The organism is Acinetobacter sp. CY05, assembly GCF_059515805.1.
In genome coordinates this window covers 16,839-33,832 of the sequence record NZ_JCAKMW010000012.1, presented here as the reverse complement: position 1 = coordinate 33,832, position 16,994 = coordinate 16,839, and the positions used below count along the sequence as shown (strand labels likewise).

Genomic DNA, 16,994 nt, shown 5'->3' with positions numbered 1-16,994 from the left:
GGTTTAAACCTCCTGGCGTTGGTTTTCTGGATCATAAAATGGTGCTTTTACCACTGTTGCTTGTACTATTTCCCCTTTTTCGACACGAATTGGAAACTGTTGTCCGACTTCACTTTGCTCAACTCCAACATAAGCCATACCAATGATTTTATCTAAGCTTGGCGAATACTCACACGAAGTAATATTGCCCGTAATATCATTACCATTCAGTACAATATGGCCCTCTAAAGGTTGACTGTGCTTTTTATCTAATACAAAAGCGACTAATTTTCTTTTCAACGGTTGCGATGCCAAAATTTCAATGGAACGCTTGCCTACAAACCAAGGTTTTGATTTTGCGACCGCCCAACTTAAATCACATTCTTTTGGATGAGTCATACCATCCGTATCTTGGCTCACAATAATGTGACCTTTTTCCAAACGAAGTAAACGCTGCGTCTCAACACCAAATGGCTGAATATCAAACGCTTTGCCAGCATCCATTAAAAGATCCCAAATAAATTCGCCATAACGTGATGGGTAGTGAATCTCATAACCTAATTCACCAACAAAGCCTACACGTAGGAGTCGCACCGGGACCCCATGTATAGTACCTAGTCTTAGGCCTAAGTATGGAAAAGCATCATTGCTAAAATCAACGTCCTGACAGACTTTCTGCATTAAGTGACGTGAATTTGGGCCTGCTACATTCACGGCAGCAAATGCGGTGGTCACATTACTAATATCGATATTGAGGCGCCACTGTGCATTCCACTTCAACATTTGTTGATAAATACGATCTACGCCACTCGTTGTCGCTGTTACATAAAAGTGTTGCTCACTCAATCTTCCTGCAACACCATCATCAATCACTACACCATCCTCTGCTGCCATGACTGCATAGCGAGTCTTACCTACGGGTAATTTAGCAAAAGCAAAGGTATATAACCGGTTCAAAAATTCAGCACTATCCTGACCACGAATATCTAAACCACCCAAAGTTGAGACATCGATGATGCCGACATTTTGACGAACATTTAATGCTTCACGCGCAATATTTTCACTACGCTTTTCAGCAGGTCCATAATAGGCTGGTCGTTGCCATACCCCTGCAGGAATCATGTGTGCACCGAGCGCCAAATGACGTTGATGCATTGGCGTCTGACGATAAGGGTCAAATCCTCGTCCAGCCACGTGCGCTAACTTTTCTGCACTAAATGGCGGACGGGCTGTGGTTACCCCAGTTTCACTGATACTACGATGGGTATATTTTGCTACCAAACGCGCCGTTGGAAGTGCCGAATGACGTCCTTGCGATGGCCCCATGCCTACTGTAGAAAAACGTTTGACCAACTGCACATCACGATAACCAGATTTAGTGGCATTAATAATGTCTTTCACCTGTAAGTCTTCATCAAAATCGACAAATTCCTTACCTTTAGGATGTTGGAAGATGGGCCAAGAGAAATTAACAGGTGCTTCATTGAAAATTAATTCATCTGCGATATTCGATGTGTCCTGGATTGAACGTATCGCATTTTGTGCAGTATGTTGAGCATCTTTTAATACATTTTCAATTGCATGCACACCATGGACAGAACCTGCAATATGCAGGCCTTTTGGCAACCCTGTAATGGTAAATTCAGCATCACGATCATTATAATTGAGTTTTGCACCTGCTTGACATAAGAGTTGATACACTGGCATATAACCCGAAGACATGGCCAATACATCACATTTCAAATAATGAGCATGCTCAGACACTACCCCTTCTGCCGTAATTTGACGTACATCAATCCCTGTGAGATGTAACATCCCTTTACTGTGTAATGCCTCATACACCGTACTATTGAAATAACATGGAATTTTTTTCTTTTGTATCACCTGTTGTAATGCTTTATTGGTTACACCTGAACGCATATCAATTAACGCAACTACATTCAATCCCGCTTGAACCAGATCAAGGGCGGCTAAATAGCCATCATCATTACCGGTTAAAATCGCAATTTTCTGCCCAGGTTTCACTGCATACAAATGAACTAGACGCTGAACTGCGCTGGTTAACATCACACCAGGGAGGTCATTATTGCGAAAGATCACAGGTTGATCAAAACTACCACTGGCTACAATGCACTGTTTAGCACGCACTTTATACATACGTTTGCCTTGAATCACAGGCAAGTAATGATCAGTGAACCATGCATTACATACTGCTTTTGTAAGGACGATGATATTCGCATTTGCCTCAACTTGAGTGATCAGTTTGGTACGTAGTGTTGCTGCAAGTTGACCTGCGATATCAAATCGTGCGTAGTTTAAACTTCCACCCAATGCTTTTTCTTGCTCAATCAGTAGAACTTTGTGTCCAGCTTCAGCAGCTGTTAGCGCTGCTTGAAGACCTGCAGGGCCAGCTCCAATGACGGCAACGTCGGTAAATAGATAAGCTTTGTCATAGTATTCGGGCTCAAAATTAAGATCTAATACCCCTAAACCTGCTTTTTTTCGAATCAATGGTTCCCATAGTTTCCATACCCCCTTAGGTTTATAAAAAGAGCGATAATAAAAACCAACAGGCATAAATTTAGAAAAACGACCGAGGAAAGCATCACTATCTTTCATTAAAGAACCAGAATAGTTTTGTCCTGCAGACGTCGTAATATCCTGAATTTCTGTACAATCTGCCAATACATTAGGTTCTTGCGGTAGTTGTATAAGTGTATTGGCATCTTGACCTGCCATAGTTAAAGGTCCACGTGGACGATGATATTTGAATGAACGTGACATAATCCAACGTCCGCTCGCAATCAAAGCACTGGCAATCGTATCTCCTGCATAGCCATTAAATTTTTGTTGATCAAATTCAAATTGTACTTGCTGATTACGGTCAATCCATACGCCATAAGGTGCTGATAGTCGTTCTAAGTTTGTTTTATTCACGCGACTGCTCCTTTTTCTTTTTGTTTAAGCATTGGTTTTGTGGCTGTGTCGCCAAACTCTATACGCTGGTTAAAAATTTCTTTTGGGTCATAAGTCCGGATCACTTCATCCGATGCAGTATGGCGTTCGGCAATAAACCAATAACTACTTGGCGCATGCATCCACCACTCACGTACAATCGCAATTTGGTTATCTTTATTAAAGACATAGTCTGCCCATTCTTGATCTGTGCAAGTATTTTGGTCTGGAATATCACGGACTTCACCGCCATAAACAAACTCACTTATATTGCGTGGTCCATTTAAAGGACAAATCATTATTTTCATATTGCTTCTCCTTAGTGACTTGCGGCAGTTGCGCCCATCTCATTGACTTGTTGGAAACGGCTAAATCGAGATAGCTCAAATGGTTTAATAAGCGTTGGTGTCTTTCCTGTGGACACCAATTCCGCCATAGTTTTCCCGCAGATTGGCGTAGACTTAAAGCCCCAAGTTCCCCACCCTGCATCAAGGTAATAGTTATCATATGGGGATTGCCCCATAATTGGACTATAGTCAGGGGTCATATCAGTAATACCAGCCCACTGGCGCATGAGTTTGGCATTTGCCATGAATGGGAACATCTCAATTGCATGTGCCAACAAGCCTTCTTTCAAGTCCAATGTTGAACGAGAGTTGTAGAGTGGGTATGGATCAGATCCACCTCCAAATACAATTTCACCACGACTCGTTTGCTGTACATAACAATGTAATGCCGATGAACTGACCAATGGATCCAGAAAGGGTTTAAAAGGTTGTGTAACCATAGCTTGTAATGGAAAGGTATGAATCGGCGCACGGATATTGAGTTTATGCATCAATAAACTCGATGCCCCTGCAATCGCTTGCACCACACACCCACACTGTACTGTGCCACGGTTGGTTTTAACTGCCGTGACACGACTGCCTTGAGTGACAAAATCTTGAACTTCCGTCAATTGGTGGATTTCCACACCACGTTTGGCCGCTTCTTTCGCATAGCCCCAGGCGACAGCGTCATGGCGTGCAGTCGCACCATCCATATGCCATAACCCAGCAAGAACAGGTAAGTGTGCAGGATCTAAGTTTAAACACGGAACCAGTTCTTTAATTTGTTGACGATCAATCAGTTCTGTACGTCCACCAAAATGTTTATTCACTTCAGCACGCTGACGAAAAGCACGCACTGTCGCATCAGTATGGGCCAGTGTTAGCTGTCCTCGCTCTGAATACATAATATTAAAATCAAATTCATTGGAGAGATTTTTAAACATGTTTACAGATTCGGCATAAAACTTAACCCCTTCTGAAGTTAAATAATTCGAGCGAATCACCGCAGTATTACGCGCCGTGTTTCCTCCACCGAGATAAGCTTTTTCAAGCACAGCAATATTAGTAATACCTTCGTATTTTGCTAAGTAATATGCAGTTGCCAAGCCATGACCGCCCCCACCGATAATGACGACATCATACTTGCTCTTGAGTTCCTTGGGTGCAGGTAAGTCCACTTCAACGGGATACTCACTGCTTAATCCATATTTAAGTAGTCCAAGTGGCATATATATTCCTCCGAGGCATTTGTGATACCTGATTTATTTTTTTAGATTTTTTGTTGTAATCTGGCTGCTTTGAGCGTGTTCTTCATTAAATAAGCAATTGTCATTGGTCCTACTCCACCCGGCACTGGTGTAATAGCTTTGACCTGACTTCTAACTGCATGGAAGTCCACATCCCCAACTAAGCAATTTTTCCCACTCAGTTGAACATGGTTAATACCAACGTCGATGACTACAGCATTTGGGTTGAAATAGCTTGCATCAAGCATTTGTGGGCGACCTACTGCTGCTATAATAATGTCAGCCTGTTGACATACAGCTTGAATGTTTTTGGTTTTTGAATGCACCACAGTAACAGTGCAACTTTCTTTAAGTAGTAATGCAGCCATTGGCTTACCCACAATATTCGAGCGACCAACAACCACAGCATGTAATCCACTTAAATCATTGCCCAAAGTATCTTTGAGTAAACGGATGCAACCTGTAGGTGTGCAAGGTGTGAGTACATCTCGCCCTTGGCTCAAGCCACCCACATTTTCACTATGAAACCCATCGACATCTTTCTTAGGATCAATGAACTGCAATACAACTGTCTCATTAATCTGCTTAGGTAAGGGGAGTTGCACTAAAATGCCGTGTACTGATGAATCTCGATTTAAAGCATCAATTTGATCAAGTAAACTTTGTTGATCCGTATCCTCAGCTAAACGAAACTCTAAGGAACGCATCCCAACGTAATGTGCTTTTTCAACTTTATTGCGCACATAGATATGACTGGCTGGATCATCCCCCACTAGAACTACAGCTAAACACGGCTCAACCCCTTGAGTCTTAAACTGTTCGACTTCAGCTTTGACCTCATCTAACACTATATTGGCTGTTGCTTTACCATCAATGATTTGTGCTTGAGCATCTAGGTTGACAATATTATTCATTTAAACACCACCGTACGATCATCATTAAGGAAAACACGGTGCTCAACAAAATATTTCACCGCTTTAGACAGCGCCACTGTTTCAGTATCTCGTCCGACTGAAACTAAATGATCTGGTAAGTAGGCATGATCAACCCGTTGTACTTCTTGCTCAATAATAGGACCTTCGTCAAGATCCCCTGTGACGAAGTGCGCTGTAGCACCAATCAACTTTACGCCACGTTTAAATGCTTGATGATAAGGTTTAGCACCTTTAAAACCAGGTAAGAATGAATGATGAATATTGATCGCACGCCCTGAGAGCTGACGACATAGATCATCAGATAAAATTTGCATATAACGCGCTAGAATCACTAACTCAGTCTTGGTTTCATCAATAATTTTGAGTAACTCAGCTTCCTGCTGCGCCTTGGTCTCTTTAGTGACAGGCAAGTAGATAAAGCGAATCCCCTCGCGTTCTGCAATTGGACGTAGATCCAAGTGGTTAGAGACGATTGCAGTGATTTCAAAATCCAGTTCACCCTTGTGATGGCGATAGAGAAGATTTAATAAACAGTGGTCAAACTTGCTGACTAAAATCATAACTTTCATGGGTTGTTGACAGTCATAAAAATCAGCTTGCATCTGGAATTGGGTTTGCACTTCCGTAAATCCATCCTTAAGTGCTTGCAGATCCCCTTGCCCTTGATTAAAACGAAATACGATCCGGGTAAAAAACTGACCCGTAGTTTCATCATCATATTGTGACATTTCACTGATATAACACTGGTTTTTTGCCAAATACCCACTTACTGCAGCCACAATTCCTGAGGCAGCTGGACAGGTAATTTTAAGAATGTATTGTGCAGGATCTAAGTGTAGCATGGAGATTTCCCTTAAAACTTTTCATTCATGAGGTCTGAATTGCTTGGTTTAATTTTCTTTTTAGGAAAATATATTTCTTTAGGGGAATTTATATTGTATTTTTTTTAAACTGTCTACAATTTTATGAATATTTTTTTCTCAAAAGGAATATTTTATTTATTTTATACCTTTATCATCAGTACTCATACTTAACCAAAAAGGACACCAAATTTTTCATACTGATAAGTAAGCATCACACTTGGAGAGTGTGGAGTAAATGAAAACTCAACTGCTACATGTGCTAATCATTTTATTTTTGTTATAGATATAAATTTCTAAAGAACTGCAACCAATCACTCCAAAATTTTTAAGCTCAATATTTTGGCTCAACTAGTCTAGTTCTTCTAAATATTACATAAGCAAACTATCCAATTTTAAGCAATTAATGCGCCAATACATGAGCAAAACAAATAATGTCAATTAAAGTAGATAGAGAGTCTTCCATTTCCTAGCATGAATAAAAATTGCATCTAATTTGTACAGTATGAGCTGATATGCACTATTTTTGACTATTTACTTTAATCATGTCTCGAAAATCTTGTAGTTCAAGCTTTACTTATTACAAGATCCCTTTTCTTAGCAATCACCGAGAAAATACAAAACGAGTAAATTTTAGGGCTAAAAATATAAGAAAAAGGTCAATTTATCGAATAGAAAATAAATACTTTTAGAGACATCAACTATTTATGTAAATTTTAGTTTTTTATGAAATCTTTGTTGATGTCTTTTTTGTTATAAAAATTGCCCATTTCGTTATATGAAAGACATCACACTGAGGTCAAAAATAATGAAACGGATTTTCTATTATTTAAGTATGGCAAGAATAAGCTCAACACCCGCCGATGACTATGGATGTGCATGGTTTCACTTGAGTTCTGAGCGTATCCCCCAACCACAACTACGTGGACTTGTAAAAGCAGACTGGGTAATCATAGGTGCTGGTTTGACCGGACTCGCTGCCGCAAGACAACTTGCATTAAACTTCCCCGATGATCATATTGTACTTGTTGAAGCACAAGTTGTAGGCTATGGGGCTTCTGGACATAACTCAGGATTTATGATTGATTTGCCTCATGATATTGGGGCGCATGATTATATAGGAGATCCCAAAACTGCACGAATGAACTTAAAATTAAATCAATCTGCACAGCAGCTTATTCAGAAGCTAGTTAAAGAATATCATATTGATTGCCAAATTGACCCAGCAGGTAAGTATCAAGCTGCTGTAGAGCCTCGGGGTTTGGCTGTGTTAGACGCCTATAGAAAAGGGCTAGAAAGTTTGGGGCAAGATTGTCAAGTTATAGAACAAAAATATATTCCCGAACACCTCGGCACCCATTTTTATAAGAAGGCTTTCTATACACCGGGAACTGAACCGTACCGGGTTTGTCGGAGAGTCAATATTCTGAGAGACTATCCCTATGACAAAATTAAAATACACCCCTGAAATCAGAGAAAGAGCGGTTCAATTATTGATTGAATCCGAAAAAGATTATCCTTCTACTTGGGCTGCAATCACCGCAATTGCACCTAAGATTGGTTGTACTCCTGAAACACTTCGTGCCTGGCATCAGAAGCATTTGAATCAACAGAATCCAGTCAAAGTACAGCAGCTTTCAGGCCAGGAACGCATTAAACAACTTGAACGCAAAAATAAAGAACTGCAACGAGCCAATGAAATTCTACGCAAAGCAGCCACTTTTTTCGCCCAGGCGGATCTCGACCGCCCACACAAATAATGGTGGATTTCATCCATAACAATAAGGCGTTATATGGTATTGAGGCGATTTGCAGGATTTTACCGATCGCGGCTTCTACCTATTATCGAACACTAGATCTCGTTGATGAGAAGCATTGCTTCGCAAGAGAACATCGAGCGAAACGTGCTCTGCATGATTTGCATCATGCTGAACAAATAAAACGAATTTGGAAGGAAAGTTCAGGTCGATATGGTGTGCGTAAGGTCTGGCAACAATTGAAACGTGAAGGCTATGTTATTGCGCGCTGTACAGTTGCTCGATTGATGCAAAAACTAGATATACAAGGTGTTTGGCGTGGTAAGAACAAACAAACGACGCATAGCCGAGATGATCAAAAAAGAGCGGATGACTTGGTGAAACGCAATTTTAGTGCGGATCATCCTGACCAACTATGGGTCGCTGACTTCAGTGTGCCGCAGCAAGCGGCGTAAGAGATGAGGGTATGGCCCCTCGCTATCGGCTTGCAGGAGCAGGTAGCAAACCACCATAAGCGGCTTGGATCAAAAGTCCCGGTCGTGAGCGTTATGGAAAAGGCATCGTAGAGATGTCAGGTAAGAATTAGGAAGGCGAACAACAGTGAACTGCCGTTCAAGTGTCGAAAGTACTCAAATGACATCAAAACCGGGGATGGAAGTTACCCCGCGATTAGTTTGGCCGTTACCTGCTTACGGGCCATTCGGTGTCCGGCGTAGAGGCAGCGCGATCCTAATTCAGGCTCTTACGTTGAACTGCGGGAACCTTCGGTGGCGATGTCAAGCGAAAGGCACAAGCTCAAAAGGCAAGGCTGATAATAGCAATGCGTCACCAAGGGGCGGAGCAACTCGTAGTAGTGTTGAAGTTACTGTAATGGTAATGGAGCGAAGGGGTTGCATTATCCAGGTCTACGGATTTGTCAACTGTGCAAGCAGGAGGAGCAAAACTTTATGACCAAACCATTTAATATTCCTAAAGCGTTAATCTGGGAGGCATTTAAAAAAGTCAAAGAGAATGGTGGCGCTCCAGGCGTTGATCATGAATCTATTGAGCAATTCGAAAAGCATTTAAAGAACAACCTATACAAACTATGGAATCGACTTTGTTCTGGCAGTTATTTTCCACCGCCAGTTAAGGCTGTTCCGATTCCAAAGAAGTCAGGTGGCGTGCGTATACTAGGTATTCCAACAGTTGCAGATCGAGTCGCGCAAACAGCAGTTAAGCTCTTATTAGAGCCGAAAATTGATCCATTATTTCATCCAAACTCATATGGATATCGTCCGGGGCGTTCTGCCCATGATGCAATTGCGATAGTGAGGAGACGAAGTTGGGATTATGACTGGGTTGTGGAATTTGATATCAAAGGTCTCTTTGATAACATCGACCATGATTTACTAATGCGTGCACTCAAGAAACACTGTGAAATTCCATGGATTCTTTTATATGTGCAACGTTGGTTAAAAGCACCAATGCAACACATAAATGGCCATCTTTTAGAAAGGAATCGCGGCACACCACAAGGTGGTGTTGTGAGTCCTTTATTGGCGAATTTATTTATGCATTATGCTTTTGATATGTGGATTACGAAACATCTTCAAAGTGTACGGTTCTGCCGTTATGCAGATGATGGCGTAATTCATTGTCGGAGTTTATCTCAAGCCAAACTTGTTTTACAAAAGATCGATGCACGATTTCGTGAATGTGGTCTCGAATTGCATCCAGACAAGACAAAGATTGTTTATTGCCAAGATATTAATCGTCGTAAAGCATATCCCGATGTTCAATTTACTTTTCTCGGGTACACGTTTAGGCCCCGTAAGGCTGTGGACAAGTATAAAAGAGTTTATGTAAATTTCTCTCCTGCAGTCAGTCGTGATGCACTTAAAGCAATGCGACAGACTATTCGGAAATGGCATCTACATCTGATGTGTAATCGCGAATTAAGTGATTTATCTGCAATATTCAATCCTATTCTTCAAGGTTGGCAGCAATACTATGGTCGATTCCATGGTTCAGCAATGTCAGCGATCTGGCAACACATGAATGCCTATCTTATACGCTGGATGAGGCGTAAGTATAAAAACTTGGCCCGTCATAAAAGACGGGCTAGATATGCCTTAGGGCGACTTGCGCGTGATTTTCCAAATGCCTTTGTGCACTGGAAAATGGGATGTTTACCATCGGTTGGATAATGGGAGCCGGATGAGCTGAGAGGTTCATGTCCGGTTCTGCGAGGGGCTAAGGGTGAAATTCCCTTGGTCTACTCACCCGTATATTCAAACCCATTCAGGTTGGGTCTATACCGCATTTATTATTGATGTGTTCTCACGAGCAATTATTGGATGGAAAGTATCAACACGGATGAATACAGAGATGATCCTGGATGCATTGGAGCAAGCATTGCATGATCGAGGTATGCCAAAGAATGTGATTCATCATTCCGACAGAGGTGTACAATATCTTTCCATTCGCTATACCAATCGTTTAGAAGCTGCAAATTTACGAGCATCAGTCGGTACAACGGGTGATTCATACGATAATGCACTGGCTGAAACGGTGAATGGCTTATACAAAACAGAGGTGATTGAATATTTAAAAGCAGACTGGCAAGGTTTAGCGGATGTACAACTTGCGACATTAAATTGGGTGGATTGGTTCAATAAAAAGCGTGTACACAGTGCATTGGCTTATGTATCGCCTTTTGAGTTTGAAGCAATGTACTATGATAAGATTAACCTGTTAGGTCAGGTAGCCTAACTTAAATAAAAAGTCTCCGATAAACTCGGTACGGTTCAGCAATGTTTTTGATGCGAAAAAGCAATTAAATGCATATTTTGAATTTTATAATTTGAAACGACCTCATTCGAGTCTGGACAAAATGACTCCAGATGAGTTTTACTATAACCAGCTACCACAACAAAATAAGGTCGCTTAACTAGAGCAGAATATCACTTATAAATAAGCTTTTAGTTGTTCAAACAAGTGGGACCATCTCTGATTTCGTCCTTGTTTACCGATGGACGAAGCATACCATTGGGTGGCTGAATCGAACCAAATAGATATATTTCCTCGATTGATCAAGGCTTTATTGTAGGTAGACCAATGAGTTGTATGATAGATTTTAGGAGTAGGCTTATTCATGTGAGAATTATATTGCTAAATGAGTCCTTAGAGGTAGGTTTATACAACAAAGCCAATGTAACCTAAAACTGCAATCCACTTATACGATTTCCCGATAAAATACATCCCATTCAACACTCAGGATCTGACAAACTTTCGGTATATTCCTCAGACAAATTGAGTAATCCTTAACATTTATAATTTTTCAAATAGCTTCATAATATCATCTTGACTAATTTTCGCTTCACCTTCCAAACCGCTAGTTAAAATAGATTCGATTAAAGCAGATTTATCTTCCTGTAAATCTATGATCTTTTGTTCAATACTTTGATTTGTAATCAGTTTATAAACAAATACAGGCTTATTCTGACCAATTCTCCATGCCCTATCAGATGCCTGATTCTCAGTTGCTGGATTCCACCATGGATCATAGTGAATTACTGTATCTGCTGCAGTTAAATTCAAGCCGACCCCACCTGCTTTTAGGCTAATTAAAAAAATTGGAACTTGTCCATGTTGAAATTTTTCAACGACTTCTTGTCTTTTTTTAGTTTGTCCAGTCAATTTTACATAATCGATGGCGATCTTTTTTAACTGCTGCTCAATCAGACATAACATCGTCGTAAATTGAGAAAAAATTAAAATTTTTCTACCTTCTCCTACCATGGTATGCACCATCTCAATTAAATAATCTAATTTAGCTGAGCCAGCTTCTTCCTTTTTGAAATTTTCACCGTTTAATAAACTTGGATGACAGCATACTTGTCTTAATTTTAACAGTGCATCAAGAATATGGATTTGACTCTTTTTTAAACCCTTCTCTTCAACAATTTGTATAATATTTTTTTGCATTGTTGCACGCACAGCTTCATATAATTTCGATTGCTGTAAACTCATATTGATGTTTACATCAATTACTGTTTTTGCAGGAAGCTCTTGTTCCACTTGAGTTTTTAATCTTCTCAGAATAAATGGTTTTACTCTTGCTACTAGTTTTTCCTTAAGATAAGACTTTCCGTGCTTTTCAATAGGATATCGATATTGCCGATTAAACGCTTCCTGCGAATAAAGAAAACCAGGCATTAGGAAATGGAATAAGGCCCACAATTCACCCAAATGGTTTTCAATAGGTGTACCAGTCAAACACAACCGATGATCAGCGCTTAATGCGCGTACAACTTGTGCAGCTTTAGCTCGGGGATTTTTAATATATTGAGCTTCATCAAGAATAAGTTGATGAAACTCATACTGACTGAGTTTTTCCTGATCTCTCACAACCAGTGAATAACTGGTAATTACCACGTCATGGCTTTGAATTTCTTGGAAAAAATCATGCCTTTCTGCCCCTTGTAAAATCAATACTTTGAGGTCTGGTGTAAATTTATGAACTTCTTTAAACCAATTATGGACTAAAGAGCTAGGTGCAACAATTAAAGTAGGTTTTTGCTTTAGATAACCAGCCTGCTTTTCTAAAAGTAAATGTGCTAATGTTTGTGCTGTTTTGCCAAGTCCCATGTCGTCAGCTAGAATACCACCATGACCAATAGCTCTAAGAAACTGTAACCAAGCTACACCTTCTTGTTGATAGGGTCGAAGTTGCCCCCTGAAGCCATCTGGTGTACCTAAGATCTGCTGGGGTCCTTTCTTCATTTCCTCAATCATTTTATGTAGATGATCTGGCATTTTCCATTCGAATCTACCCCCTAAATCATCCTGTATATCTAAAAAATGTTGTGCATCATAATGATCTATTTTGCGTTCACCTTGATCTAATAAACTATATAAATTTAATATAATTGGCTTGATATCTTTAACTTGCATAGCAAAATCTGGATGTTTACCCAACAGAGCAGGGATCATAAAGATTCGATCATCATCTAAATATCTAAACTTCTCAGGATCCAATAAGTCTGGATATCGCTTCATTATCATTGAAATGATATCCAGTAGGTCATATTCTCTACCTTGTTTATCCTGAATTTTGGTTCCAATCTCAAACCATCCATTGTGGTTTTCTGAATCACGCATATAGAGTTCAATATGGTCTACATATTCCAGATTTAATGGGCTATTTTGCGTATGTTCAACTTTCCATCCTATCTTTTCGAATTGATTCACTGGAAATAATTGACTAGACCATTCCTTAAATTCAGCAGCAACAAGAGAATCTGTCTCCACATGTACAGGCTGTCGTTGCTGAGAAGATAGATCCTTAATCCATGTTAAAGATGGAAGTGCTTTCTCCAATCTTTGAAGTGCTTGTTGTTCTTGTAATAAATTGCGCTCTTGTCTTACAGGATGTCCTTGTATTTCTCCAATAAAATAATGATCAGTGCTAGTAAGATTTGCCGCTCCACTTGAATATCGGAACTCAATCTCTGCAAATGTTTGGCTATGATTATTTAATCTATGATTCAACTGATTTGTAGTCCCAAACCTTAAGATTGGCTGAGGTGAGCCACCTACTGTTTGTATTTCTTGAATAAAATTTGGCTTAGGTAGATTTTTCAAAAGATCAGATTGTGCTACGATTTTTTCAAAATCATGCATTAATTCTACTGACATTTCTGGCATTTTTTGAAAAGCAGTTAAAAGCTCAAATGATAACGTTGTTTCTAGATAGCCAACTTCGTTAGTAGAAATATCGATATAACATAAAGGCATTGTAGCCAATATCGATAAATTCGTATATATGTCTAAATGATAGAATTGATCCGTGTGACAAAAAGCAACTTTTAGTTTTTCTGTTTTAGTGACAATATTTTTTTGCCAACTTAGGTCTATTTGATAAACTTTATCTGACCACTGAAGAGGACGATCAATTGTTTTTTTCCAATATACCCGTTTACTGTGAATTAAATGCTCAAAAGACGTAAATGAAATACCTGTGATATCTAAGTACGATTGGTAGAAGTAATCCATTTTATTAGATTGAGAATAAGCATACAGTTGGCTAAATAATTTTCTTTGATCATCAGGCAATGTTAATTTCTTTGTAAGAATATTCTTATATTCCCTATAAGGCTTAAGACTGCCTACTGTACCATTTTGATTAAGTCGTCCTTTTTTAACCTCAATTGTTAGCTTAGAAAAAGATTGGTCCAAATAATAGATTAAACAATTAGTTGTTGGTGTAATAATCTCTTGATTATGAACATCTAATAAACAACGCTTAAATTCATTTAACCACTTCTTCGCTTGAGTCATTTGAGATGACTGAGGTTGTAATCCTGACTGAAGCAAGTATTCGCTATTTAACTGGGTATGTACCTTTTCTCTATATTCTTTAAAAAAGAGCCTTGCTAACGCTGCTGCATGTTTACAGTGATAACCCACGGGACAACTACAATCATCATCAATCAATATACCAGTTTTTAAATCATAAATAATATTCGTGTCATAATAGTCAGTACCCTCAATCTGGGCATACATAAAAAGCTCTTCATCCTCTATCACAATATCAATGGTCTGACGATCAATTCGACTCACATAACTAGCACTACGCTCGATCGTTTTAGGACTAAAAAGTTTTAAAAAATTTATTAATTCAGACATTTGATATAGTTGCCGGCTTATGTATTGCTCGTTATAAGAAGAAAGTTAATTTACTTAATTAGCTTTCTGAAGAGATATTTTCTTTTTATCCTACTTTGAAAATAATTACAATATTTGATATAGATAAGCCAAGTAGATAGCCTGCAAATAATAACGCTTGTGTATTCAATATCGCTAAAGTACCTATAGCTATATCGTAATTAACTTTGTGGCACGGCGTTTAGGGTAAATCGATTATTTCTAAGAAGAATACCAAAACATTAATGGCGTTACTTGTATTTTCTAAGCTGCCTACATGGCAGTGAACAGTAATTTTAGCGTAAAAAATAAATCTATAACAATGATTTAACCCCTAAATCTTTAAAAAGACCTAAATTTTAAACCATAATCATAAACTATTGATTTTATTAAACTGTTAAAGAGCTAAAAAATATTGGGTTATTTTTGGCTTAGTTTATCTAATTTTTTACCCTTGTCCAACGCGGATATCTACTTTGTACATTAAAATCGAGCTCAATTAAGAAATACATCATACTTGATCATGCTTTAAACATGATCAAGCATTCTCAGCAAAGCTTTAACCAAACAAATCAGCCCGTGCTTCCTCTAACTCACGATCTGCTTTAAAGCGATTACAATACGGATGTAGCAATGTGCCATTATCCACATCACCGCGACCACCAACAGAACGTGCAATGATGTGGTCATGTTCAATACTATCTAAATGCAATAAGCCATCACACACCTCACAGAAGTTATGTCGAGCAACCTCAATTCTTTGCTTAATTAAAGCCTTCGTAAAGCTTGAAAACTGTGTTGAATTTTTACGGTTAGAGGGCATTAAACCCAGGATATAGCCAGATACATCGTCTACCAGTTGATGATCATAATCTGCTTCGAAGTTTTGCTGGAAAAATTCAGTAAAGTTGATATATGGAAAACTTTTTGAAAATACCATCATGATGGTATTCATAGTGTTCGGATCATCCACATCAATGTCTACTCTTTTGGCCACTTCAATAAATGCCAAATAGACCAGCTCTAAACGCTCATGACCCTTCACGCCACTCCCATATTTACCAATGGTCTCAGTAATCATAATGGGGAAGTTGGCAATTAACATTTCAACTTTACTTCGTACCGCCGTAAATTCGCGTAATTTACGCTGATCGTGAATATCAGACATAATGCTAAACCATGCCAGTAAGCTTGTAATTTGCACACGCGTATCTTTAAAGAAATATAGCTGCGGATGTAAACCCAGACTGACTAAATGCGGATCATAAGGCGATGTCACCATACGGGTCAGTACTGCATACAAGCGTTGCAAATGAAGGAGTACCGACGTCGCTAAACTTGCCCCAGAAAAATACTCCTGCGTATCACCTCTGGTCAAAATATCAAATAACTCATGCACGATCCCAATCCGTTTGCCATGCGTCATGTAGGTATTGAGCAGCATATTTTGGAAAACCAGATGATGAATCTTTTCACCTAGTTCAATCATCTGATTCTCAAGATCACTGCCTAGCTGCATCAGGGTACTTTTATTATCATCTAAATAGCAACATGCTGACGTGACATAGTAGCGAACCGTCCCTCGATGACTTAAATGATAGGCTTCGTTTTTATCCAAACTCTTGGTATCTGAGTTCATACTTTCAAACACACGGCGTGCATCTTCCGGTGATCCCATCACCTGTACAAAGCGCATCTTTAAATTTTGAATATTATTTTTAGCTTCCTGAAACTCTTCTAAATGGGATGTCATAATTTTTTGGAAATCCGCATATTGACTTAAAGATTTCCGCAATGTACGTAATTCTTCTTTTTGTGAAGACGTAAATTTGGGGGCATCCTTGACTTGCTCATCAACAAAGTAACGTTTGATCCAAGCATAGACACTCGATAATCGATGGCCACCATCAATTAAATACATATTCCCTTGTTGATCTTTCCAATACAAAAAGGTCAGCCATGCATTCGGATCAGTCGTACATGCATTAATGAAACGAATAATATCGCGTAGACTCCAATATTCTGTAGAGCGTTGATTATCGGCTTTGTAGAGCTTATCGATAATTTCACTTTGGGCAAAATCCGCAAGTGTAATTTCAAAATCATCTCGTTGAATACTGTATTGCTCGGCATAAGCAATCATAGGGCGACGATTTAAGACGTTTTTTAATAACATGGTTTGTGCCATGGGAAGATTCCTTATTTTTTGTGTCGTGTCCCCTTACCCACCGGATTATGGGTA

At 39.2% G+C, this 16,994-nt stretch carries 10 protein-coding genes, 3 pseudogenes and 1 other annotated feature; of the genes and pseudogenes, 5 read left to right on the top strand and 8 right to left on the bottom strand.

All coding sequences use genetic code 11. From position 1 onward, the window contains the following. Positions 1 to 3 precede the first annotated feature (3 nt). The 5 genes from AC5YCD_RS09790 to purU are packed head-to-tail and all read right to left on the bottom strand — an operon-like array spanning position 4 to position 6,287. A complete protein-coding gene (locus AC5YCD_RS09790; protein WP_496129859.1) occupies positions 4 to 2,916 on the bottom strand; it encodes an FAD-dependent oxidoreductase in 2,913 nt (970 codons plus the stop codon). Beyond that, a complete protein-coding gene (locus tag AC5YCD_RS09785) occupies positions 2,913 to 3,242 on the bottom strand; it encodes a sarcosine oxidase subunit delta (protein ID WP_496129858.1) in 330 nt (109 codons plus the stop codon). The genes AC5YCD_RS09790 and AC5YCD_RS09785 overlap by 4 nt, the downstream gene beginning before the upstream one ends. A gap of 11 nt (positions 3,243 to 3,253) precedes the next feature. After that, complete coding sequence (locus tag AC5YCD_RS09780; RefSeq protein ID WP_496129857.1) at positions 3,254 to 4,492, bottom strand: FAD-dependent oxidoreductase; 1,239 nt, start codon at positions 4,490 to 4,492, stop codon at positions 3,254 to 3,256. Positions 4,493 to 4,533: 41 nt separating this feature from the next. Further along, positions 4,534 to 5,424 (bottom strand): bifunctional 5,10-methylenetetrahydrofolate dehydrogenase/5,10-methenyltetrahydrofolate cyclohydrolase, encoded by an 891-nt coding sequence (locus AC5YCD_RS09775; protein ID WP_496129856.1) that lies wholly within the window; start codon positions 5,422 to 5,424, stop codon positions 4,534 to 4,536. Then, complete coding sequence (gene purU / locus AC5YCD_RS09770) at positions 5,421 to 6,287, bottom strand: formyltetrahydrofolate deformylase (RefSeq protein ID WP_496129855.1); 867 nt, start codon at positions 6,285 to 6,287, stop codon at positions 5,421 to 5,423. Before purU ends, AC5YCD_RS09775 begins: the two co-directional genes overlap by 4 nt. Positions 6,288 to 7,113: 826 nt before the next feature. Between purU and AC5YCD_RS09765 the strand changes: the two genes are divergently transcribed. The 5 genes and pseudogenes from AC5YCD_RS09765 to AC5YCD_RS09745 all read left to right on the top strand — a co-directional run bounded on the left by AC5YCD_RS09765 (position 7,114) and on the right by AC5YCD_RS09745 (position 10,994). Beyond that, positions 7,114 to 7,773, top strand: coding sequence for an NAD(P)/FAD-dependent oxidoreductase (locus AC5YCD_RS09765; protein WP_496129854.1), 660 nt, complete (start codon positions 7,114 to 7,116; stop codon positions 7,771 to 7,773). Further along, a pseudogene (locus AC5YCD_RS09760) lies at positions 7,748 to 8,505 on the top strand (IS3 family transposase); the annotation flags it as partial. The gene AC5YCD_RS09765 and the pseudogene AC5YCD_RS09760, both read left to right, overlap by 26 nt. Continuing rightward, positions 8,023 to 8,136, top strand: a sequence feature (AL1L pseudoknot). It overlaps the preceding pseudogene by 114 nt. Before the next feature lie 504 nt (positions 8,506 to 9,009). Continuing rightward, the gene (gene ltrA, locus AC5YCD_RS09755) at positions 9,010 to 10,251 is read left to right on the top strand and encodes a group II intron reverse transcriptase/maturase (RefSeq protein WP_004826931.1); all 1,242 of its coding nucleotides are present in this window, start codon (positions 9,010 to 9,012) and stop codon (positions 10,249 to 10,251) included. A gap of 79 nt (positions 10,252 to 10,330) precedes the next feature. Then, positions 10,331 to 10,816 (top strand): annotated as a pseudogene (locus AC5YCD_RS09750) (IS3 family transposase); the annotation flags it as partial. A gap of 19 nt (positions 10,817 to 10,835) precedes the next feature. After that, the gene (locus AC5YCD_RS09745) at positions 10,836 to 10,994 is read left to right on the top strand and encodes an integrase core domain-containing protein (RefSeq protein ID WP_496129914.1); all 159 of its coding nucleotides are present in this window, start codon (positions 10,836 to 10,838) and stop codon (positions 10,992 to 10,994) included. A 50-nt stretch (positions 10,995 to 11,044) separates the two neighbouring features. Here the strand turns inward: AC5YCD_RS09745 and AC5YCD_RS09740 are convergent. The 3 genes and pseudogenes from AC5YCD_RS09740 to AC5YCD_RS09730 all read right to left on the bottom strand — a co-directional run. Next, positions 11,045 to 11,200: pseudogene (locus AC5YCD_RS09740) on the bottom strand (IS5/IS1182 family transposase); the annotation flags it as partial. A 174-nt stretch (positions 11,201 to 11,374) separates the two neighbouring features. Continuing rightward, positions 11,375 to 14,734: a DEAD/DEAH box helicase gene (locus tag AC5YCD_RS09735; RefSeq protein ID WP_496129853.1), complete on the bottom strand. Its 3,360-nt coding sequence runs from the start codon at positions 14,732 to 14,734 to the stop codon at positions 11,375 to 11,377. A gap of 577 nt (positions 14,735 to 15,311) precedes the next feature. Continuing rightward, entirely contained in the window at positions 15,312 to 16,940 is a 1,629-nt protein-coding gene (locus tag AC5YCD_RS09730) for an HNH endonuclease (protein ID WP_496129852.1), read from the bottom strand. Between the last annotated feature and the right edge of the window lie 54 nt (positions 16,941 to 16,994).